At 74.4% G+C, this 20,740-nt stretch carries 18 protein-coding genes; 5 read left to right on the top strand and 13 right to left on the bottom strand.

The window, feature by feature from the left end; translation table 11 throughout:
• Nucleotides 1-9 precede the first annotated feature (9 nt).
• The 4 genes from ACFFHU_RS23340 to ACFFHU_RS23355 all read right to left on the bottom strand — a co-directional run bounded on the left by ACFFHU_RS23340 (nucleotide 10) and on the right by ACFFHU_RS23355 (nucleotide 2,635).
• Nucleotides 10-621 carry a winged helix-turn-helix domain-containing protein gene (locus ACFFHU_RS23340; RefSeq protein ID WP_377342248.1) on the bottom strand — a complete coding sequence of 204 codons (612 nt, stop codon included), beginning with the start codon at nucleotides 619-621 and terminating at the stop codon, nucleotides 10-12.
• 196 nt (nucleotides 622-817) lie between these two features.
• On the bottom strand, nucleotides 818-1,621 hold the full coding sequence (locus ACFFHU_RS23345) for a winged helix-turn-helix domain-containing protein (protein ID WP_377342249.1): 804 nt from the start codon (nucleotides 1,619-1,621) through the stop codon (nucleotides 818-820).
• A 49-nt stretch (nucleotides 1,622-1,670) separates the two neighbouring features.
• Nucleotides 1,671-2,168 carry a rhodanese-like domain-containing protein gene (locus tag ACFFHU_RS23350; protein ID WP_377342251.1) on the bottom strand — a complete coding sequence of 166 codons (498 nt, stop codon included), beginning with the start codon at nucleotides 2,166-2,168 and terminating at the stop codon, nucleotides 1,671-1,673.
• The gene (locus tag ACFFHU_RS23355) at nucleotides 2,165-2,635 is read right to left on the bottom strand and encodes a cysteine dioxygenase (RefSeq protein ID WP_377342253.1); all 471 of its coding nucleotides are present in this window, start codon (nucleotides 2,633-2,635) and stop codon (nucleotides 2,165-2,167) included. The genes ACFFHU_RS23350 and ACFFHU_RS23355 overlap by 4 nt, the downstream gene beginning before the upstream one ends.
• Nucleotides 2,636-2,840: 205 nt before the next feature.
• On the opposite strand from ACFFHU_RS23355, the gene ACFFHU_RS23360 reads away from it, so the two are divergent.
• Entirely contained in the window at nucleotides 2,841-3,194 is a 354-nt protein-coding gene (locus ACFFHU_RS23360; protein WP_377342526.1) for an ankyrin repeat domain-containing protein, read from the top strand.
• Between the two features lie 207 nt (nucleotides 3,195-3,401).
• Here ACFFHU_RS23360 and ACFFHU_RS23365 read toward each other — a convergent pair whose 3' ends face one another.
• From ACFFHU_RS23365 to ACFFHU_RS23385, 5 genes are all read right to left on the bottom strand, one after another.
• A complete protein-coding gene (locus tag ACFFHU_RS23365) occupies nucleotides 3,402-3,914 on the bottom strand; it encodes a DUF2231 domain-containing protein (RefSeq protein WP_377342255.1) in 513 nt (170 codons plus the stop codon).
• A gap of 85 nt (nucleotides 3,915-3,999) precedes the next feature.
• Nucleotides 4,000-4,731 (bottom strand): GAF and ANTAR domain-containing protein, encoded by a 732-nt coding sequence (locus ACFFHU_RS23370; RefSeq protein ID WP_377342257.1) that lies wholly within the window; start codon nucleotides 4,729-4,731, stop codon nucleotides 4,000-4,002.
• Nucleotides 4,732-4,915: 184 nt separating this feature from the next.
• Nucleotides 4,916-7,210 carry an accessory Sec system translocase SecA2 gene (gene secA2 / locus ACFFHU_RS23375; protein WP_377342259.1) on the bottom strand — a complete coding sequence of 765 codons (2,295 nt, stop codon included), beginning with the start codon at nucleotides 7,208-7,210 and terminating at the stop codon, nucleotides 4,916-4,918.
• A gap of 214 nt (nucleotides 7,211-7,424) precedes the next feature.
• Entirely contained in the window at nucleotides 7,425-8,510 is a 1,086-nt protein-coding gene (locus ACFFHU_RS23380) for a zinc-dependent alcohol dehydrogenase (RefSeq protein ID WP_377342261.1), read from the bottom strand.
• Entirely contained in the window at nucleotides 8,507-9,586 is a 1,080-nt protein-coding gene (locus ACFFHU_RS23385; RefSeq protein WP_377342263.1) for a Gfo/Idh/MocA family protein, read from the bottom strand. Before ACFFHU_RS23385 ends, ACFFHU_RS23380 begins: the two co-directional genes overlap by 4 nt.
• 185 nt (nucleotides 9,587-9,771) lie before the next feature.
• Here ACFFHU_RS23385 and ACFFHU_RS23390 point away from each other — a divergent pair, with 185 nt between their 5' ends.
• From ACFFHU_RS23390 to ctaD, 4 genes are all read left to right on the top strand, one after another.
• Nucleotides 9,772-10,794: a glucosyl-3-phosphoglycerate synthase gene (locus ACFFHU_RS23390; protein WP_377342265.1), complete on the top strand. Its 1,023-nt coding sequence runs from the start codon at nucleotides 9,772-9,774 to the stop codon at nucleotides 10,792-10,794.
• A gap of 46 nt (nucleotides 10,795-10,840) precedes the next feature.
• Complete coding sequence (locus ACFFHU_RS23395; RefSeq protein WP_377342266.1) at nucleotides 10,841-12,004, top strand: glycosyltransferase; 1,164 nt, start codon at nucleotides 10,841-10,843, stop codon at nucleotides 12,002-12,004.
• A 166-nt stretch (nucleotides 12,005-12,170) separates the two neighbouring features.
• Nucleotides 12,171-12,659 carry a DUF4383 domain-containing protein gene (locus ACFFHU_RS23400; protein WP_377342268.1) on the top strand — a complete coding sequence of 163 codons (489 nt, stop codon included), beginning with the start codon at nucleotides 12,171-12,173 and terminating at the stop codon, nucleotides 12,657-12,659.
• 87 nt (nucleotides 12,660-12,746) lie between these two features.
• Nucleotides 12,747-14,735 carry an aa3-type cytochrome oxidase subunit I gene (gene ctaD, locus ACFFHU_RS23405; protein ID WP_377342270.1) on the top strand — a complete coding sequence of 663 codons (1,989 nt, stop codon included), beginning with the start codon at nucleotides 12,747-12,749 and terminating at the stop codon, nucleotides 14,733-14,735.
• A 90-nt stretch (nucleotides 14,736-14,825) separates the two neighbouring features.
• On the opposite strand, the gene ACFFHU_RS23410 is transcribed toward ctaD, so the two are convergent.
• The 4 genes from ACFFHU_RS23410 to ACFFHU_RS23425 all read right to left on the bottom strand — a co-directional run bounded on the left by ACFFHU_RS23410 (nucleotide 14,826) and on the right by ACFFHU_RS23425 (nucleotide 20,638).
• Nucleotides 14,826-15,959, bottom strand: coding sequence for a SigB/SigF/SigG family RNA polymerase sigma factor (locus ACFFHU_RS23410; RefSeq protein WP_377342272.1), 1,134 nt, complete (start codon nucleotides 15,957-15,959; stop codon nucleotides 14,826-14,828).
• Between the two features lie 245 nt (nucleotides 15,960-16,204).
• Complete coding sequence (locus ACFFHU_RS23415) at nucleotides 16,205-17,611, bottom strand: hypothetical protein (protein WP_377342527.1); 1,407 nt, start codon at nucleotides 17,609-17,611, stop codon at nucleotides 16,205-16,207.
• Between the two features lie 128 nt (nucleotides 17,612-17,739).
• A complete protein-coding gene (locus ACFFHU_RS23420) occupies nucleotides 17,740-19,530 on the bottom strand; it encodes a thiamine pyrophosphate-binding protein (RefSeq protein WP_377342274.1) in 1,791 nt (596 codons plus the stop codon).
• Nucleotides 19,523-20,638: a baeRF2 domain-containing protein gene (locus ACFFHU_RS23425; RefSeq protein ID WP_377342276.1), complete on the bottom strand. Its 1,116-nt coding sequence runs from the start codon at nucleotides 20,636-20,638 to the stop codon at nucleotides 19,523-19,525. Before ACFFHU_RS23425 ends, ACFFHU_RS23420 begins: the two co-directional genes overlap by 8 nt.
• Nucleotides 20,639-20,740: the final 102 nt, after the last annotated feature.

A 20,740-nucleotide genomic window follows, 5' to 3' on the forward strand; every position in this document is an offset into this window, starting at 1 on the left:
GGTGCCCGGTCAGCCGGCGCGGTCGATCACCACCCGGGCATCGTCGGCGAGCCGGTAGCCCACCCCGTACACCGTGGTCACCAGCGGCACCTCGGTGCCGACCTTGCCGCGCAGCCGGCGGATGTGCACGTCCACCGTGCGCACCCCGGCGTGCTCGTAACCCCACACGGCGTTCAGCAACTGCAACCGGGTGAACACCCGGCGCGGATGGGCGACCAGGTGCATCAGCAGGTCGAACTCCAGCCGGGTCAGCGGCAGCCGCTCGGCGCCCAGCAGGGCCGACCGCGAGGCCGCGAGGATGTGCAGCGTCGGTGGCGTGGGCGGGGCCGGCGGCGGCGACTGCGGGCGCAGCACGGCCGGCTCGGCCCGCCGGTCCACCCCGACCGGACCGGTGTTGACCGTTGCTTCGCCCCGTTCGACCAGCTCACGGGCCGCCTCGAGCAGCCGCCGGGCCGGCGCCGTGAGCGCCTCCTCGCCGGCCAGCGGGATGGACAGCGTCACCGTGAGGGCTGGCATGCCGGGCGCGCCGGCGGGACGCCGCTGCGCTCCCGGCGGCCGACCCGGCCCCGGGTGCTGGGACGGATGCCATCCGGTACGCGACGAGGCGGGGCTGACCGACATGGTCCTCCTTGGCTGGTCCGGGCGTTTCCCACGGCCCCGGGGCGCCGCACGACCGATGCTTCCGGCCGCCTCGGGGAGGGTCAAGGGGCTGCGGCGTTGCATGAATGTGACAATCGACAAACGGACCGGAACGGAACGCTTGCTCTGAGTGCCACGGCAGATGATAGACGCAGTGCTATCCCCCGTGTCGACACCCCTACCCCTGGTACGCGTCCTCGGCCTCGATCCGCACGTCCAGCTCCGCGGCCAACCGGTAGCCGACCCGGTTCACGGTGGTCACCACCGGAATGCCGTCGAACTTGGCCCGCAGCCGCCGGACGTGCACGTCGACGGTCCGGGTGCGCGCCGGCTCGTACCCCCAGACCAGGGTGAGCAACTGCGCCCTGGTGAAGACCCGGCGGGGGCGCTGGGCGAGGAACGCCAGCAGGTCGTATTCGAGCCGGGTGAGGGACAGCCGCCGACCGGCGAGCCACACCTCCCGGGACGGCTTCCGCAGCCACAGGCCGACCGACGGCGCCACGGCCCTGCCGTCGGACTCGCCCCTCGGTCCCGGGACGACGCTCCCGGGCCACGGCTCGACCGGAGCGGCAGCGACGGGCCCGGCGCCCGGCAGTCCGGCGTCCACGGGACCGGTGGGCGGCGGGCCGACGTCCACGGGACCGGCGGGCGGCACGCCGACGCCCACGGGCCCCGCGCCCGGCAGGCCGGCGTCCACGGGACCGGCGGGCGGTATGCCGACGTCCACGGGACCGGCGGGCGCAGGCGGCGGGTCCGGTGTGCCGGTCCGGACGGACGCGCCGGCGCCGGCCAGCTCGGCCACCAGTTCCAGCAGCCGGGCGGTGGCCGGCGTCAGCGGACCAGGCGGTACGGCGAGGTCCACGGTCAGGCGCAGCCGGGGCGACCCGCCGGCCGGGGCGACGCTGTCGACACCCGGCCGGCGGTGCGGCGGGACGAGGTCCCTGGTGAAGAAGGGATGCGGTGGAATGGCGGCGATGGACACTGGCGTCTCCCGGGTGGTGCCGGTGGGGTGGCGGCCGGTCGTGACGGGGTCAGTGGACCGGGGCGGGCCCGGCCCGGTGCTGGACCGCCGGCCGGGGCGAGTGCTGGGCGTACACGTCGGACGGGCCGAAGGCCGGCAGCCCGGCCGCGCGCCAGGCGGCGAAGCCGCCGGCCACGTCGGTGGCCCGGTACACGCCCAGATCCTGCAGCGCGGCCGCGGCGAGCGAGGAGGTGAAGCCCTCCTGGCACAGCACCACCACCGACAGGTCGTAGCGGGCGATCGGCAGTCGGGCGCTACATCGCGGATCGAACCGCCACTCCAGCACGTTCCGTTCCACCACCAGGGCGCCGGGCACCGCGCCGGTCGCGGCGCGCTGCGCCGCGGGCCGGATGTCCACCAGCACGGCGCCGCCGCGGTACGCCAGGTGGGCCGCCTCGGGGTCGAGCCGGACCAGCCGGGCCCGGGCGTCCGCCAGGATGGCGTCGATGCCGCGGGAGCCGGACGGCGCCGGGCGGGTCCCCACGGCGCCGGCCAGTTCGCCGATCACCACGCCACCCCCGCCTCGGCCACCTCGACCCGCCGCAGTCGCGCACCGTCCAACGTGTACCGGGTCATCCGCCGCAACGCCGGGCGGTACACGTGCACACTCACCGCCGGCTCGGCGCCCCGGTTGCCCACCCGGTGCACGTGTCGGGGGCCGAACGACCGGCCTGACCCGGCAGCCAGTACCGCGGGGCGCAACCGCCCGCCGGCCGGCGTCTCCTCGACGAGGCTGCCGGAGACCACCGTGAAGGCGCCGGCGCAGCCGCCGTGGTCGTGCAGATCCGTCTGCTGGCCCGGCAACCAGCTGAGCAGCCAGGCCTCGTGGTCCTCGGCCGCGGCCAGCCGGGCGTACCACCGCTGCGCCGGATCGAAGCGCACCGGGAACGGCCATTCGGCGGTCGCGTAGCGGCGGGCGATGTCGAGGAGACCCGGGTCCATCCGGCCGGGGAACAGACGCTGTTCAAGGCTCATGTCGCTCAGTATGCTGCTTTTCCTATCGGCTTAGTGGGTAATTCCACTATCCGAGATTCGGCAGCGGAAAGTGACCGCGGCGTCGCCGGGCGGGCGTACCGGAACGGTCCGACCGGGAGCGCCCGTAGGCTGTGCGCGTGAGCGACGAAAGGCTGTGCGGGTGAGCGACGAACTCGATGACGACGAACTGGCCTTCGTGCACCGCATGTTCGACCTCGCCCGGGCCGGCGACACCGCCGAACTCACCGAGTGCGTGGACGCCGGGCTGCCGGTCAACCTCACCAACGCCAAGGGCGACACGCTGCTCATCCTGGCCGCGTACCACGCCCACCCGGAGACGGTGGGCGCGCTGCTCGCCCGCGGCGCCGATCCGTCCCGCACCAACGACCGGGGACAGACGGCGCTGGCGGCCGCGGCCTTCCGGTCCTGTGCGCCCGCGGTCGCCGCGCTGCTGGCGGCCGGGGCCGATCCCGACCATGGCAACCCGTCCGCCCGGGCAACGGCCGCCTTCTTCGACCTGCCGGAGATGACCGCCCTGCTGGCCGGCGACGAGTCCTAGCCCCACCGGTCCCCGGGTCGGCGGGGCGGCGACGGCGGGCGTGCGCCGACCGCTGCGCGGCGACCGGTCAGCCGGCGCGACCACCCGTCAGCCGGCGCGGCGACCGGGCAGCCGGCGCGGCGACCGGGCAGCCGGCGCGGCGACCGGGCAGCCGGCGCGGCGACCGGGCAGCCGGCGCGGCGACCGGGCAGCGGGCGCGGCGACCGGTCAGCCGGCGGCGGCCGACTCGCCGGCCAGGAAGCCGGCCGGACCGTCCGCGAGGCCGTCGAAGCCGATCGCCTCGGCGCGCCGCCGCTCCCGCTCGGTCCGCTGGGCCCGGCGACCGGCGTGCACGGCGCCGCACCCGGCGATGGTCAGCGCCGCGAGTTCGAGCACCAACAGCGCGCCGGACGGCGGGTGCCGCTCGCCGGCACCGGCCCGGGCCAGGCAGACCAGCACGAAAAGGAGCGCCGACGCCACGTTGGGCGCGTTGCCGAGCAGCGCCGCCCGCCGGCCACCGTCCACGGGCGCATCCCACAGCTCCACCATCCCGGCAACCACCGTGAGGGCCGCCGCCACCAGGCCGGCCACCGTGGTCCAGTAGCCCACCTGACCCATCAGGTCGGGCCCGCCGAGCAGGTCCGCCAGGTCGAACAGGGTGGCGCAGGCGAAGAGCCCGAGCGGGAACGTGACGAGCATGGGTTGGACAGACTGTCCGTGCACCCGCATGTGGTTCTCCATGTGGCAGCCCCTCCCCAGGATTGTGTCCACCGATGTCCAGTGGAGGTCCTACCCGGGCGTTTCAGGGGCAAAACGAGAACCCTGCTCAGCCTCCGCGCCGGCGGCTCACGGAGTCCACCAGCCGGCGCGCCACCTCGGCCATCGGGATGGACAGGGCCCGGGCCGCGGCCTGGAGCACCTCCCGGGCCTCCCCGGCCGGGCAGCCGCGCTGAGTCATGATCACTCCGACCGCCTGGCCGACCACCTCCTCGTCACCGGAGGCCACCGGCTCCTCGCCACGTCCGGCCCGCACCCGGTCCCGTACGGCCGCCAGCAGCAGGCCGGCGTGTTCGGCCAGCAGCATGGCGGTGAGCGGGTGCCGGTCGGTGAGCGCCCCCGGCAGCCGGGCGTACAGGTTGAGCGACCCGATCACCTGGTCGTCGATGTCCACCGGGGCGGAGATCACGCCCTGCACCCCGAGCCCCCGGGCCCGGTCGGTCCACCGCGGCCACCGCCCCGACGCGCGCAGGTCCGGCACCAGCACCAGCTCGCGCTCCCGGATGGCGGTCATCGCCGGCCCGTCATCGCCGTACTGCACGTCGTCGAGCGTGCGTACGGGCTCGTCGGAGGCGGCCACCGAGGCCGGCTCGCCGGCCTGCAGGATTGTCACGCTTGACCAGGCCACCCCCGGCACGGCGTCCCGGCACGTGCGGACCAGCTGGGCGAGGGCCTCGTCGAAGTCACCGGCGGAGATCAGCCCGGCCGTCAGCTCACGCAGCAGGGCAGCCGTCTCCAGGACGCCCAGCGTGTCGCCGGGCGCCGAGGTGTGCAGCCTCACCGCTCCGCGACCCGGCCCATCGCCGCCGCGTCCGACGCGGCGCGCCCAACTCGTACGGTCGGCTTCGTCATGGTGGTCTCTCCCCCCGGATCTCGGACCCCGGCTACTACCCCAGCCGACGGGGGTCAAAACCGGGCAAAAAACGGCCCGCGGCGGCCGCGGATGCGCTAAGGGGCTGCCGGATTCAGCGGCCCCCCGAGCGCAGCCGGCGGCCGATCGAGGCGATGAGCCGGTCGAGCTCCGAGCCGAACGGGTTGTCGTGCACGAGGTAGGTCCAGGTGGCGGTGGGCCGCATGATGTTGGCGGCATCCGGCTCCCACTCGTCGCCGAACTCGGTCTCGGAGAAGGTCTGCACGGTGCGCCGCTCGATCTCCGGCATCAGCTCGTTGAAGGCGGGCACGGCCGCCCGGTGGAACTCGTCCAGCGGGTCGAGCCGGCCCAGCGCGCGCAGGTGCACCCCCTCGCGGACCTCGGACAGCTCGGCCAGGTGCTCGGCCCAGAGCCGGTCCAGGTGGTAGAGCGCGATCGACCGGGAGGCCCGGGAGAGGATGTCCTCGTCCATCTCCTTGGTCTTCTCCGGCAGCCGCTCCAGCAGCATCAGCGCGGCCACCTCGGAGGTGAGCAGCCGCTCCCGCCGCTCGGCGAGCGCCTTGCGCTGCTGCTCGATCACCACGCTGTACCGCCAGGTGTTCCGGTGGATCTCATGGTTGACGCCCTCGGCCACCCGCTGGGCGTGCTCCACGGCGTACTCCACCTGGTCGTCGGTGACCAGGCCGTCGGCGTTCATCCGGGGCGACGGCGGGATCGCGTCGGCCGCGTGCCGGACCACGAGGTCGTCCTCCAGGCTCACGAAGAAGACGGACTCGCCGGGGTCGCCCTGCCGGCCGGCCCGGCCGCGGAGCTGGTCGTCGACCCGCCGGCTGTCGTGCCGGCCGCTGCCCATCACGTACAGGCCGCCCAGCTCGGCCACCCGGTCCCGGTCGGCCTGCTCGCTGCCGCCCAGCCGGATGTCCACGCCCCGGCCGGCCATCTGGGTGGAGACCGTCACCGCGCCGTACGTGCCGGCCTCGGCGATGATCGACGCCTCCTCCGCGTCGTTCTTGGCGTTCAGCACCACGCACGGCACGTCGGCGGCGGCCAGCGCGGCGGCCAGCCCCTCCGACTCCTTGACGTCGAGGGTGCCGACCAGCACCGGCCGGCCCGCGGAGTGGCAGCGCCGGATCTCGTCGACCAGCGCGTCCTCCTTCTCGGCCCGGGTGGCGTAGATCCGGTCCGGGTTGTCCACCCGTATGCACGGGGTGTTCGGCGGGATCACCGCCACCTCTAGCCCGAAGAACTCCCGCAGCTGGTCGCCGACCAGCACGGCCGTGGCGGTCATCCCGCAGACGGTGGGGTACAGCGCCACGAACGCCTGCACGGCGATCGTGCCCAGCACCTCGCCCTCGGCCGTGGCGTCCAGCCCCTCCTTGGCCTCGACGGCCGCCTGCAGTCCGTCCGGCCAGCGCCGCCGCTGGGCCACCCGGCCCCGCATCTCGTCGATCAGCTCGACCGCGCCGTTCCGGACGATGTAGTCGACGTCCCGGTGCAGCAGGGCGTGCGCGTGCAGCGCTACATTCAGCGCCGAGATCTGCTCGAAGTTGTCCTCGGCGTACAGGTCGAGCCCGCCCAGCTTGGCCTCCAGCCGGGCCAGGCCCCGGCTGGTGAAGGCCGCGCTGCGGCCGTCCTCGGCCACCGTGTAGTCGGTGCCGGCGGTCAGCCCCCGGACCAGCGCCGCGGCCGTGTGCACCGGGTCCTGCTCCCCCGGCACCGCGCCGGCCAGCACCATCGGCACCCGGGCCTCGTCGATGAGGATCGAGTCGGCCTCGTCGACGATGGCGGTGGCCAGCGGCCGCTGCACCCGCTCCTCGATGTCCGTGACGAGCTGGTCGCGCAGGTAGTCGAAGCCGGCCTCGCTCACCGACACGTACGTGACGTCCCGGGCGTACGCCGCACGCCGCTCCTCCGGCGTCGAACCCTCGTTCACCCAGCCCACGCTGATCCCGAGCAGCGCGTAGACCGGCGCCATCCACTCGGCGTCGCGCCGGGCCAGGTAGTCGTTGACGGTCAGCACGTGCACCGGGCCGTTGCCCAGCCGGACGTGCCCGTACGCCGCCACGGTGGCGGTCAGCGTCTTGCCCTCACCGGTGGCCATCTCGACGACCTTGCCGGCCAGCAGCGACATGGCGCCGAGCAGCTGCACGTCGTACGGCCGCTGGTCCAGGGCCCGTCGCGCGGCCTCGCGGCCGATCGCGCAGATGGCGGTGAAGTCGTCGGCCTGGCCGGCCAGCTCGGTCAGCTCGGCGTCGTCGAGCGCGGACAGCTCCTCCTCGCGCGCCTCGATGTCCGGCAGCAGCCTGGCCAGCGGGGTGAGATCGACCGTGCTGCCGGGCTTCTGGAGGAAGCGCCGGACCCTGCTCTTCAAACGCTGCGAGACGCCCATGGGAGCAAACGGTAGCCGACCGGGAACCCGATCGGCGTACCCGGCCGGCCGGCATCCCATTCGCGCCGCTCAATCCCCTCGACCCGCCCCCGGACTGAGGGACGAATCGGGCATATCCCGTCCCGTCCCCGGTGGGCGGGTGGCGGTTCGATGAGCGCGGCACCGGCGCCGGCGGCCGGGTCGGCCGACACCCCGGTCGGCCGACCCGCCCCGCTCAGCAGGCGAGCACGGCCTGCAGCTCGTGCCGGCTCCGGTCGGCCAGGCCGGTGAGCAGCTCCGGCGCCTCGTCGAACGGGACCACGGCCGAGATCAGGTGCTTGCGGATCTCGTCGCCGTACCGGCGCAGCAGCACTCCGGTCTCGGCCGAGAGCCGCTCCCGGTCCCAGGCGTGCGCCAGCCCGCGCGGCACCCGGCCGATCTGGGCGCAGCGCAGGCTCAGCCCGTTGTGGTGGAACTCCTCGCCGAGCCGCACGTCGTCCGCGCCACCCTGGTAGAACGCCAGGTCCACCACCGTGCCCTGGGGCCGCAGCGAGCGCAGCGCCAGCTGCAGGACGGACGCCTGGCCGCGGCACTGGAAGACCACATCGGCGCCGCGGTCGCCCGGGCCGTGCCGCCAGCGCAGCTTCACCACCTCCGCCGGATCGTGGGCGTCCGGGTCGAGGGTCTCCAGGCCCATCGCCTCGGCCACCCGCCGGCGCGCCGGGGTGGGGTCGACCACCAGCACCGTGGCGCCGTGCAGCCGGGCGAAGAGCGCGGTGAGCAGGCCCACCACGCCGGCGCCGGTGACCACCACCCGGCGGCCGGCCACCCCGTCGGCCAGGCCGCGCACCTGCGCCCCGTACAGGTCGGCGCCGGCGTGCAGCAGCCCGTTGGCGCAGATCGGCCCCATGTGCGCCAGGTAGATCCCGAGCACCGGGTCGATGTCCTCGGGCAGCGGGACGAACCGGTCGGCCAGCGGATCGGCCAGGTAGCCGGTGCGGTGGCCGTACGGGATGGCCACCACCGTGCCCTCGGCCACCGCCGGGGTCCGGCTCTCGACCACCCGACCCACCTCCATGTAGCCCAGCCGGTTCACCGGATACGGCGAGTCCGGCGTGCCCGGCCGGAACAGCCCAAGGTCGGTGTCCCACTTGCTGGACACGTACGGGTTGGTGCCCTTCACGTAGCTCAGCTCGGTGCCGGCGGACACGCCGCTGTAGAGGGTCTCCACCCGGAAGGTGCCCTCGGTCACCGGCGCTGCCGGCTCGGTGCGGACCTCCACCCGGCCCGGCCCGGTGACCACCACGACCCGGTCGTTCACCGCGCACCCCCGGCGGTCGCCGCCGCGGCGCCGGCCGCACCGGCACCGGCGGACCCGGCCGCGACGCCGGCGGCCGTGGGGCCGCCCGGGGCCGCCGTGCCGCCGGCGGGCGGCGCGGCCGGCCGGACCGGCCGGCCGGTGCGGGCCGACTCGGCCACCGCGCAGGCCAGCCGGTGGGTGGCCAGCGCCTCGGCGTACGGGACCCGGATGTCGTCGCCGATCCCGCGGACCGCGTCCACGAACGCCCGGTCCACCGCCGTACGGGCGGCGTCCGGATCGGCCTCGAGTCGCCACTGGCCGTCCGCGTCCCGGACCTCGAGCCCCTGCTCGCCCACGCTGAGCGCCAGCCCGTCGGCGATCACCTCCACCCCGGCCCGCTGCTTCCAGCCGAGCACGCAGGTCGAGGCCACGGTGCCGACCGCGCCCCCGGCGAACCGCAGCGCCGCCACGGTCGAGGAGTCGATGTCCGCCGACGGCACCGCCGGCGGCTGCCCGTCGCCGTACGCGGTGACCTCGGTCACCTCGCCGGCCAGCAGCCGCAGCAGGTCCAGCACGTGCGCCGCCTGCTCGACCACCGGGCCGCCGGACCGGTCGCGCCGGGCCCACCAGGCAACCGGGGGGACCTTGTCCAGCCAGGCGCCCTGCACCAGCCGGACGGGCCGGTCGGCCAGCAGCTCGCGGGCCCGGTCCACCACGGCCAGGTAGCGCCAGTGGTGGCCGACCGCGGTGCGCAGGTCGCGCCCCGCCACCAGCGCACCGATCCGCTCGGCCGTCGGCAGGTCCACCGCCACCGGCTTCTCCACGAACATCGGCAGGCCGGCCGCGACGACGGCCTCCTCGGCCGGACCGTGTGCGAACGGCGGGACGCAGACGTACACCGCGTCGACTCCGGCCTCCAGCACCGCCGCCACGTCGGGCACCGGGCGCGCGCCGCTGGCGTCGGCCAGCCGGGCCGCGGCCTCCGGCAGCACGTCGGTCACGCAGCGCAGCTCCACGTCCGGGAAGCCGCCCAGCACCCGCGCGTGGCGTTCTGCGACGCCGCCCGCCCCGACAAGTCCAATCCGACATTTTGTCACAAGATGAGCCCTTCTTCTTTCCGTCGATCGGCCGTCCGGCATCGTGCCAGGTGCGCACATTTCCCTTCGCGTTAACAGTCCATGCGTCGCCGTCGGTCAGGATCACGGTTAGCAGGTGGGACGGCTGGGAAATTCCATACCGGTTCGGCAAGATATTCGGAATCATCAATTCATGGGGGTGGCCCGTGGGGCAGCCGTTACCGACCGTCCCGCCCACCGTCGAGGCCTGGTCCAGTTACCGGACCCACATGGCCGGGCGGTGGACGGCGCGCAGCCTCCTGCGCGCCAAAGGTGACACCACGGTGAGCGTGGTCATCCCGGCCCGGGATGAGGCCGCGACCGTCGGCGAGATCGTCGGCACGATCCACCGGTGCCTGGTGGACGAGGTTCCGCTGGTCGACGAGCTCATCGTGGTCGACTCCCGGTCCCGGGACGAGACTGCGGCCATCGCGACCGCCGCCGGGGCGCGGGTGGTGAGCCAGGACCGGATGACGCGCGACTTTCCCCGGCTCAGCGGCAAGGGAGACGCGCTGTGGAGCGGCCTGGCCGCCGCGACCGGCGACGTGGTGGCGTTCGTGGACGCCGACCTGCGGGAGTTCAGCGCGCACTTCGTCACCGGCCTGCTCGGGCCGCTGCTCACCGACCCGTCGGTGGCCTTCGTCAAGGGCTTCTACCACCGTCCGCTGGTGGGCGCGACCGGCGTCGAGCAGGACGGCGGCGGGCGGGTCACCGAGCTGATGGCCCGGCCGCTGTTCAACCTGTTCTGGCCGGAGCTCGCCGGCTTCATCCAGCCGCTTGCCGGCGAGTACGCCGGCCGACGGGCCGTGCTCGAGCGGGTGCCGTTCGTCTCCGGGTACGGCGTGGAGACGGCGATGCTGATCGACCTGCTGGACCTGGTCGGGCTGGACGCGCTGGCGCAGGTGGACCTGGGCGAGCGGCTGCACCGGCACCAGGACACCGAGGCGCTCGGCCGGATGTCCGCGCAGATCCTCTACACCGCCTGGTCGCGGCTGCACCGGCAGGGCCGGGTGGTCGACCCGCTGCCGCCCACCGGCCTGCTCACCCAGTTCCGCCGCGGCGCCGCCGGCTCGGACCGGCCCTATTTGAGCCGAGAGGTGGTGGTGACCGACGTGTCCGTGCAGGAACGGCCGCCGCTGATCGAGCTCAGCGATCTGATGCGGGCCCGGCAGCGGGAATTCGCGACCTGATCCGGCCGAACCATCCGTCCCAACCGCATTTCTACCGAGGTGAACCATGGGTCTGACCGTGCTGATGAACTCCGGGCCGTGGCTCGCCGTCCCGCCGCCGGGCTACGGCGGGATCGAGAACGTGGTGGCCACCCTCGTGCCCGAGCTGCGCCGGCTCGGCGTACGGGTGGTGCTCGCCTCCGTGCACAGCAGCGCGCTGGCCGTCGACGAGCTGGTTTCGATCTTCCCCGACGGCCAGTTCGCGCACCTGCAGCGGCCGTACAACCAGGTCAGCGGGATCGCCCAGGCGCACCAGCACGGCGTCGTGCGGCGGCTGCGCGAGCGTGACGACATCGACCTGGTGCACGACCACCTGGAGGCGGTCGGGCTGGCCACCCTCGCCGCCATGGGACCGGACGCGCCGCCCGTGCTGCACACGCTGCACTGGGATCTGGCGAAGCATCCGGAGCTGTACGGCACCATCGACGGCGGCGACCGGGTGCGGGTCAACGGCGTCTCGGCGAGCCAGCTGGCCCGGGCGCCGCGCCGGCTGCGGGAGCATTCGGTGGGCCATGTCCACCTGGCCACCCCGCTGGCCACCGGCGCGGACCGGCGGGCCCCGGTGCGCAAGGGCGACCACAGCGTCATCCTGGGCCGGGTCACCCCGGGCAAGGGTCAGGACGTGGGCGCCCGGCTGGCCCAGCGGGCCGGCTTCCCGCTGATCCTGGCCGGCCCGGTCGGGCCGTACCATCGGCCGGCCGACCTGGCCGCGGCCGGCAACGAGGCCCTGCAGAACCCGGACGTGCGGTTCTGGTACGACGAGGTGGCGCCGCACGTGGACGGCGAGCTGGTCCGGTGGATCGGCACGGTGGCCGGCCGGGAGCGGGACGACCTGGTGGCCACGGCCCGGGCCACGCTGTTCCCGTTGCGCTGGGAGGAGCCCGGCGGCACGGCCGTGGTCGAGTCCCTCGCCCTCGGTACGCCGGTGGTGGCCACCACTCGCGGCTGCCTGCCCGAGCTGATCGAACACGGCCGCACCGGCCTGCTGACCGGAACCGAGGACGACCTGGCCGATCTGGTCCTCGCGGCCGACCTGCTGGACGAGGCGGAGTGCCGGCGCGAGGCCGCCCGGCGGTTCACCCCGGCCGTGATGGCACAGGGCTACGTCGAGCTGTACGACCGGGTCCGCCAGTCCGCCCTCACCCCCGCTGGTCCCACCCCGTCGACCTAACTGTGAGGCATACGTCCTGGCGAGGGTGATCGGCGCCAGGAGGTAACTGAGCGTTTTCCGGCAACCACCCGGGGAAGTCATCGCCGGATCCGCCGAGCCGCGGGGCCGCTGTTCGCCGCGCCCCCATCCGGCTCTGGCCGTCCGCCGACGGGGGGAGGTGGCGCGGGTGGTGACCGGGAGGGCGCAGTCCCGGGCGCGGGCCCGACCACATCCGGCGACCCGCCGGGGCACGCCGAGCCGGTTGACCAGCGGCATCGGCGGGCTGTTCGTCGCGTTCGGCGCGCTCGGCTTCCTGCCCGGGGTGACCTCCGACTTCGGCGAGCTGGGCCTGGCCGGCCACGGGTCCGGCGCGCTGCTGCTCGGCGCCTTCCAGGTTTCCGTGCTGCTGAACGTCCTGCACATCGGGTTCGGCGCGCTCGGGCTGGTGCTGGCGCGGACCGCGGCGGGCAGCCGGCTGTTCCTGCTCGGCGGCGGCGCCTGCTACCTCGGGCTGTGGCTGTTCGGCGTGGCCGTGGGCGCCGACACCCCGGCCAACATCGTGCCGCTGAACGGCGGCGACGACTGGCTGCACGCCCTGGTCGGCGGCGGCATGCTCGCCCTCGGCGCCCTCACCACCCGCTCCCGCCCGACCAGCCCGCCCCCGCCGCCACGCTGACCGGAAAACCCCGAACTGCCGGGTTTCGGCATCTCGACACCGGGTAGCCGGGCGCGTCCGTTGTGCGGGGATCACGGGGTGAAGAAGATGGCGAAACGGGTGACCACCGAGCCGCAGCGAGACCGGGGCCCGGTGCTGCTGGCGCCGGCCCAGTTCGGCGGCTACCCCGGGCCGATCCGACCGATCATCCGCGGCAACAGCCTGTGGCGGCTGCTGCGGACCACGGACGCCAAGCTGATCGGCCTGATGTATCTCGCCACCTCGTTCGCCTTTTTCGTGGTGGGCGGCTTCATGGCCATGCTCATGCGCGCCGAGCTGGCCCGGCCGGGGCTGCAGTTCCTCTCCACGGAGCAGTACAACCAGCTGTTCACCATGCACGGCACGATCATGCTGCTGCTGTTCGCCACCCCGATGGTGTTCGGCTTCGCCAACTACATCGTGCCGCTGCAGATCGGCGCTCCCGACGTGGCCTTTCCGCGGCTCAACGCCTTCGCCTACTGGCTCTACCTGCTGGGCGGCTCGCTGGTGCTGGGCGGCATCCTCACCCCCGGCGGCTGGGCGGACTTCGGCTGGACCGCCTACACCCCGCTCAGCGACGTCACCCACACCCCCGGGCCCGGCGCGAACATGTGGGTCGTCGGCCTGGTGCTCAGCGGCCTGGGCACCATCCTCGGCGCGGTCAACATCATCACCACGATCCTCACCCTGCGCGCCCCCGGCATGACCATGTTCCGGATGCCGATCTTCACCTGGAACATCCTGCTCACCTCGGTCCTGGTGATCCTCGCGTTCCCGCTGCTCGCGGCCGCCCTGCTGGCCCTGGCCGCCGACCGGCTGCTGCACGCGCACGTCTACGACCCGGCCCACGGCGGCCCGATGCTGTGGCAACACCTGTTCTGGTTCTTCGGCCACCCCGAGGTCTACATCGTGGCCCTGCCCTTCTTCGGGATCATCACCGAGATCATCCCTGTATTCTCCCGCAAGCCCATCTTCGGCTACAAGGGCCTGGTCGCCGCCACCATCGCGATCACGGTGCTGTCCATGACCGTGTGGGCACACCACATGTTCGCCACCGGCCAGGTGCTGCTGCCGTTCTTCAGCTTCCTCAGCTACCTCATCGCCGTACCCACCGGAGTGAAGTTCTTCAACTGGATCGGCACCATGTGGAAGGGCCAACTCACCTTCGAGAGCCCCATGCTGTTCGCCATCGGCTTCCTGGCCACCTTCCTGCTCGGCGGCCTGACCGGCGTGCTGCTGGCCAGCCCACCGGTCGACTTCCACGTCCACGACACCTACTTCGTGGTGGCCCACTTCCACTACGTGCTGTTCGGCACCATCGTCTTCGCCGCCTTCGGCGGCATCTACTTCTGGTTTCCCAAGATGACCGGCCGACTGCTCGACGACCGGCTCGGCAAGCTGCACTTCTGGACGATGTTCCTCGGCTTCCACGGCACCTTCCTGGTCCAGCACTGGCTCGGTGCCAGGGGCATGCCCCGCCGGTACGCCGACTACCAGCCGCAGGACGAGTTCACCACGCTCAACACGATCTCGACGATCAGCTCGTTCGTGCTGGGCGCCTCCACGCTGTTCTTCATCTACAACCTCTGGAAGTCCTGGCGGTTCGGCCAGAAGGTCACCGTGGACGACCCGTGGGGGTACGGCAACAGCCTCGAGTGGGCCACCACCTGTCCCCCGCCGCTGCGCAACTTCGACCGGCTGCCCCGGATCCGGTCCGAACGCCCCGCCTTCGACGCCAAGTACGGCCCGCTGGTGGCCGACCTGCTCCGCGACGTGCCGATGCGGACCACCCGCCCCCCGCAGCACCTGCGCGAGGAGCTGCGGGCCGAGCACCGGCCACCGGAGGCGCCGAGCGCCGAGGGCGCGTACGGCGCGGGCGTGGCCAGCGGTCACCACCCGCGCCCGCAGTCCGGCGCCCGGCCGGTGCAGGTTCCCGATCCGGAGCAGCTGCGCCGACCCGCCTTCGCCGAGGCGGCGGAGGAACCCGTCGAGGACCCGCTGGACAGCCAGCGCGAATCGCGACGCGACGACCACCCGGAGGCCGACGATGTGCCGTGAGTCGGCGGCGTCCTGTTCGGCGGGAAGCCTGTTAGGAAGGGGCCCTTCCTATACAAAATGCGATAACAGGGGGCCCTTCCTTAACCGCCGTCAGCCGGCCACGGCGGCCAGGCCGGCGGTCGCCAGCACGCCGCGGACCGCGGGCGTGGCCCGGGCGAGCCGGACCGGGATGCCGGCCCGCAGCGCCGCGTCCCGCGACGAGACCAGCGCGGCGGCCGCGCCCGGGTGCAGGGCGGTGACGCCCGCCAGGTCCACCACCACCTCGGCCGGGTGCCCGGTGCCGATCGCCTCGCCGAGCACCCGCCGGAGCCGTTCGGCCGCCTCCGTGGCCAGGTCGCCGGCCACCTCCACCAGCACCCGGTCGCCCGCGCGGCGGACGACCATCCGGGGTCGCGGCGGTTCCGGCTCGGCGGTGCCGCTCTGCCACGGAGCCGGCGCGTCGTTCAGCATCGACTGGCGCAGCCAGGTGAGCGCCCGGGACAGCAGCCGGGACACGTGCATCTGCGAGATGCCGAACCGGGCCGCGATCTCGGCCTGCGTCTGGTTGCCATAGAAGCGCATGGCCAGGATGCGGCGCTCCCGCCAGGGCAGCCGACCGAGCAGGCCGCTCACGGTCACCCGGTCGTCCACCGATTCGAGCACGCTGTCCGACTCGCCGACCAGGTCGCCGAATTCGGCCGAGCTCTCCCCGCCGACCGGGGCGTTGAGCGATGCCGGGCTGTAGCCGGCGGCCGACTCGAGGGCCGCGAGGATCTCCTCCTGCGGCGTCTCCAGCCGCTCGGACAGCTCGGCCACCGTGGGAGCGCGGCTCAGCTCGCTGGTGAGCGTGGCCGTGGCCTGACCAACCTCGAGGATCAGGTCCCGCAACCGGCGGGGCACGTGCACCCCCCAGGTCCGGTCCCGGAAGTGCCGCTTGATCTCGCCGACGATCGTGATGGCCGCGTACGCGGTGAACGACCCCCGCTCGGGGTCGTACCGGTCGACGGCGTTGACCAGCCCCAGCCGCGCGACCTGCTCGAGATCCTCGAGCGGTTCCCCGCGGCCCCGGTACCGCCGGGCCAGTCGGCCCGCGAACGGCAGCGCGAACCGGACGAGGTCGTCCCGCGCCTCCTGCCGGCGCGCCGCTGGCAGGCCCTGGATCCGGGCCGCGTACGCGAGCGCCGCCGCGTCGAGATCCTCCAGCCCGCGTTCCGTCGGTGCCGGTGTGGTGGTCTGTCCGAACATCCGCGCCTCCCTCGCCGAAGGGCCCCCGCCCAGGCTGCGGAACCGGTCGTGGCGTACTACGCCCACAGACCGGGCCGGAAGCGAAAGTTCCACTGGAAGTCGACGGCCTGGAGTCGGCACGCAATCACAGAGCGTCCTTGGCTCGTCGCGGTCAGTGCTGTTCCCGCTTCGTAGGTACTCAATCACGAGACGAGGTTTTCTCGGGCTCGTTTCGCCGGCTGCGCCCGGCCGATCCACCGCTTCGCTCAGCCGACGAGCAGTCCGTGCGCCGCGCCGCCGGTCCGCAAACCGGCCACCAGGTCCGGCATGCGCAGCGGGGGCGGAATGGGCAGGTCGTACGGCTGACCGCGCAGCACCTCGGTCGCGTGCCGGGTCGGCACGGAGGTGACGGGGTACCCGCGCGCGGCGATCCGGTCGACCGCGGACCGCCGCCGCCCGAACGACGCGACCGCGAGCCACTGGGGCAGACCGGCCAGGGCCGGCGAATGCAGGCCGGGCGGCTCGGGCAGGACGTCCACCGAGCTGAACGGCTCGCTGCCGGCCAGCCACCATTCGGCGCCGGCCACCGAGCGCTGGGTCGCCCCCTCGCACCAGTAGGGAACCAGGCCGGACCGGACGACCTGCCACGGGTCGACCAACCGGCCGCACTCGACCACGCACCGGTCACCGGTCTTGCCGGCCGAGCGCAGCCACGCCCGGTAGACGTCGGCCACGGCGGCGCTGAGCGCCTCCGGGCGCGGGAACAACACCCGGTGCAGCGGGCGGCCAGCGGCGTGCGCCCAGGCCCGCAGGTCCGCCTCGAGCCCCGGTTCCACGCCGTGCTCGGCCTGGTCCGGCGGGCCGTCGGGCTGCGGCGGGTCCCAGCGCCGTCGGTCACCGCCCACGCAGCGCAGCACCTCGGTGAGCGCGGCGCTGTCGGGGGCGAAGTCCGCCGCGTCCAGCCCGCCGCCGGGGCTGCCCACCTGGAAGCCGTACCCGGGGCCGGCGGGCAGCACCGGCCAGGTGCGGGCGTCCCGCAGGGTGAGCACCGGGGCGCCGGGCGCGAGCCGCTCGGTCAGAAATCGCCGGTACGCGCGCGGCAGACGCCGCCAGCGCACCACCATGGTGACGGCGGCGCCGGCCAGCACGCCCCGACCCACCGGGTCGTGCACCTGGCGTACCGCCGTTCCGGGGTTGGCCGCCAGCAGCCGGGTGGCCAGCGGGCGGGCGTACCGCAGCGCCGCCCCGGGGTCGTCGGCCGCGCCGTCGGGCCAGGCCACCGCCATCTCGAACCCGGCCGGCAGCCACGGCACGCCGAGCGCGACCGCGAGGTGGGCGGCGGCGCCGTGCGGCGAGCCGAGCACGGCGCCGGGGAAGCTGCCCGGCCGGTAGTGGTCGGTCATCCACCGGGCCACCGCCTCGGCGTCGAGCTGGCCGACCCGCTCGGCCGGGACGGCGGCGCGGGTGCCGGCCCGGGCGATGGCGGCCCGCCGGACGGACTCGGGCGCGCCGCGGAACCGGGCCAGCACCGAATGCTGGCCGAGGTCGGCGCAGTCCTCGCCGCGCAGCGCCCGGGCGCAGGCCGCGAGCAGGGTACGGGCGGTGCTGTCGGCCGCGACGATCCGGTTCGGGGCCGGATCCCCGGATCCGGGTCCGGCGCGGTGCTCCTGCATCTCCCGCACGGGTCCCACTCCTCGTTCGACGCGCCGGTTTCCACCGGTTGACCGGTGACCGGTCACCTGGCCGGTGAACCGTCGCGGCGCGCCTTCCCGTACGGATCGGGTTCAAACGGGCGTTCCGGTCAGCTCAGCTCCTCGATGGCGTGCTCCCGCAGCCGCTGGTCGCGCCAGCGCCGGTCGCCCGGCCCCGCTCCGCCGGCCGGTGCCCCGCGCAGGTGCGCGAACGGCAGCTCCGGCGGGTCCAGCCGCACCGCCGGGTCGACCACCGCCTCCAGCACCGTGGGCCGGTCGGCCGCCAGCGCCTCGTCCCAGGCCGCCCCGACCAGCTCCGGCCGGTCGACCCGGACCCCGTGCAGGCCCAGCAGCCGGGCCCAGCCGGCGTACGGGACGTCCGGCAGCGGCAGGGCGCCCGTCGCGGACCCGCGCCGGCCGTCCCCCGCACCCCAGCCGGGGCCCTCCCGGCCGGCGCGGTCCCGGTTGTTGAGCACCAGCACCACGAGCCGGGGATCCGGCCACTGGTGCCACCGGTCGGCGATCGTTACCAGCTCGGCGAGGCCGTCCACCTGCATGGCGCCGTCCCCGGTCAGCGCGATCACCGGCCGGTCCGGCGCGGCGAGCTTGGCGGCCACCGCGTACGGCAGCGCCGTGCCCACGGCCGCGAGGGTGCCGCAGACCTGGGCCCGGGCGCCGACCGGCAACTGCAGGTGCCGGGCGTACCAGTAGGTCACCGAGCCCACGTCCACCGTCACCGAGCCGTCGGCCGGCATCCGGGCGGACAGCTCGTACAGCACCCGCCGCGGGTTCACCGGCTCCCCCGGTTCGTCGGTGCGGGCGATGGCCTCCTCCCGCGCCCGGTCGACCGTGCCCTCGACCAGGTCCCGCCACTGCCGGTTCTGCCGGTTCGGCACCAGCGGAAGCAGCGCCCGCAGCGTCTCGGCCGCGTCGCCCACCAGCGGAACGGACACCGGGTACCGGGTGGCGAGCTTGCGCCCGTCGATGTCGATCTGCACGGCGTTGGCCTCGCCCGGGAGCGGGTAGAAGTCCGTCCACGGGTTGTTGGTGCCGATCAGCACGAGCGTGTCGCAGCCGGCCATCAGCTGCGCGCTTGCCGCGCCACCGGCGTGCCCGAGCACGCCCGTGTGGAATGGCAGCCGCTCGTCCAGCACCGGCTTGCCGAGCAGCGAGGCCGCCACCCCGGCGTCCACCCGGTCGGCGAGTTCGAGGATCTCCGACGCCGCCCCGGCGGCGCCCTGGCCGACCAGGATCGCCACCCGCTGGCCCGCGCCGATGACGTGCGCGGCGGCGTTCAGGTCGCTGCCGTGCGGCACCACCCGGGCCGGCGGGAGGCCGGGGGCCATCGCGGACGATCCGCCCTGGGCGGGGAACGGGTCGGGCACGGCGGCCAGTTGCAGGATGTCCGGCACCACGACGCAGGTGGGGCTGCGGGTGGCCGAGGCCACCCGGATCGCCCGGTCGATGAGGATCGGCACCTGCTCGGCGGTGCGGGCCACCCGGAGGAACTGGCCGCAGGCGTCGGCGAACAGCCGGGTCGGCTCGATGCCCTGCTGGTAGGCGCCGCCCAGCGGGGAGCGGGCCTGCTCGCCCACGATGGCCACCACGGGCTGGCCGTCCAGCTTGGCGTCGTACAGGCCGGGAAGCAGCCGGACCGCGCCCGGACCGTGGTTGGCCAGGCACACCCCCACCCCGCCGGTGAACTTGGCGTGCCCGGTGGCCATGAAGCCGGCGGTCTCCTCGTGCCGGACCCGGACGAAGCCGGGGTCGCCGCCGGCGCGTTCGATGGCCGTGACGATGGCGGCCACCGCCTCCCCGGGATAGCCGAAGACCCGCGGCACCCGCCAGGCACGCAACCGGTCGACGATCAGGTCCGCGACCGCCCGCGCCGGCTCAGCCATCGGTCCGGCCCGGAGTCGCGGGGTCGACGTACCGGAGCACGGCGCCCACCCCGTCGGTCAGCTCGGGCGCCTCGTCGCCGATCAGCACCGTGACCTGGGCGTTGGTGCCCACCAATGCGCGGATGAGGGCCGCGTCGGCGCGTACCCGGACCGGGTCGGTGGTGACCAGGTCCGCCGGGTCGCAGGCGATGTCCGTCGGCTCCGGGCCGACCCAGAGCCGGGCGGTCGAGGAGGGATCGTCGACGATCAGCATGGTGTCCACCTGATTGCGGCGCAGCGCCGCGACCACGGCGGCCAACCCTTCGCCGACGTGCTCCTGGACGCCGAACCGGTCCTTCGCGGTGTCCGCGTGGTCGGTGGCGGCCTCCGCGATGGCCTGCACGGTGAGGTCCTCCAGCTTCTCGGTCCGCGCGCCCGCCAGGGCCGCCGGCGCGTCCACCTGGACCACCCGGTCCTGCCACTTGGCCGGCAACTGGGCCGCCAGCATCGTGCGCGCCTGCGGATCGCCGGCCACCACCACGACCTCGGCGCCGACCCGCTCGGCCAGATCCGCCGTGGCCGCCGCGCTGTCGCCGGCGTTCCGCTTCCAGGACATCATGGCCTCGCGTTGGTAGCGGGACTGGGACCAGCCGCCCGGTTGGGCCCGCCGGATCGGGTAGCGGTTGCCGCCGCGCACCTGGGCCCGGCGCGGCGCCTCGCCCGCGGTGATGCCGTCCACGTCGGCGCCCGTCCGGTTGGCCACCACCCGGACCCACGGCACCTGCTCGCCACGCTGGGCCACCAGCGGCATCGTGTGCGGGAGCGGGCCGTGCGCGGCCAGATCCCGGCGCGGCGGCGCCGCCAGGTACTCGGTGAGCACCACCTTGCCGCCGGCCGCGAAGGCGGCGAGGCCGTAGTCGCCGGTCCGCGGCTCGTGCTCGCGGACCAGCGCGTCCAGGGCCGTGAGCGTGGCCGCGTCGGCCTCCTGGTGCTCGAGTTCCTCACGCAGCCCGCGCCAGCGGAGGTCGAGGGCGGGCGCGGCGTCCTCGGTGTCCCGCGACGCGTCCAGGTAGACCGACGCCCACGGCCCGGGCCGGGCGTAGAGCGGACGCAGAAAGGACAGCTCCATGGATGGACCCCCTCCCACTCGGCCAGCCGCATACCCGGCCCCGGAGCGATGTCACCTCGCGACCGCGGACCGGGATGACACCGGTCATTCACGCCGCTCACG

The organism is Plantactinospora siamensis, assembly GCF_042434095.1.
Lineage (GTDB): Bacteria > Actinomycetota > Actinomycetes > Mycobacteriales > Micromonosporaceae > KBS50.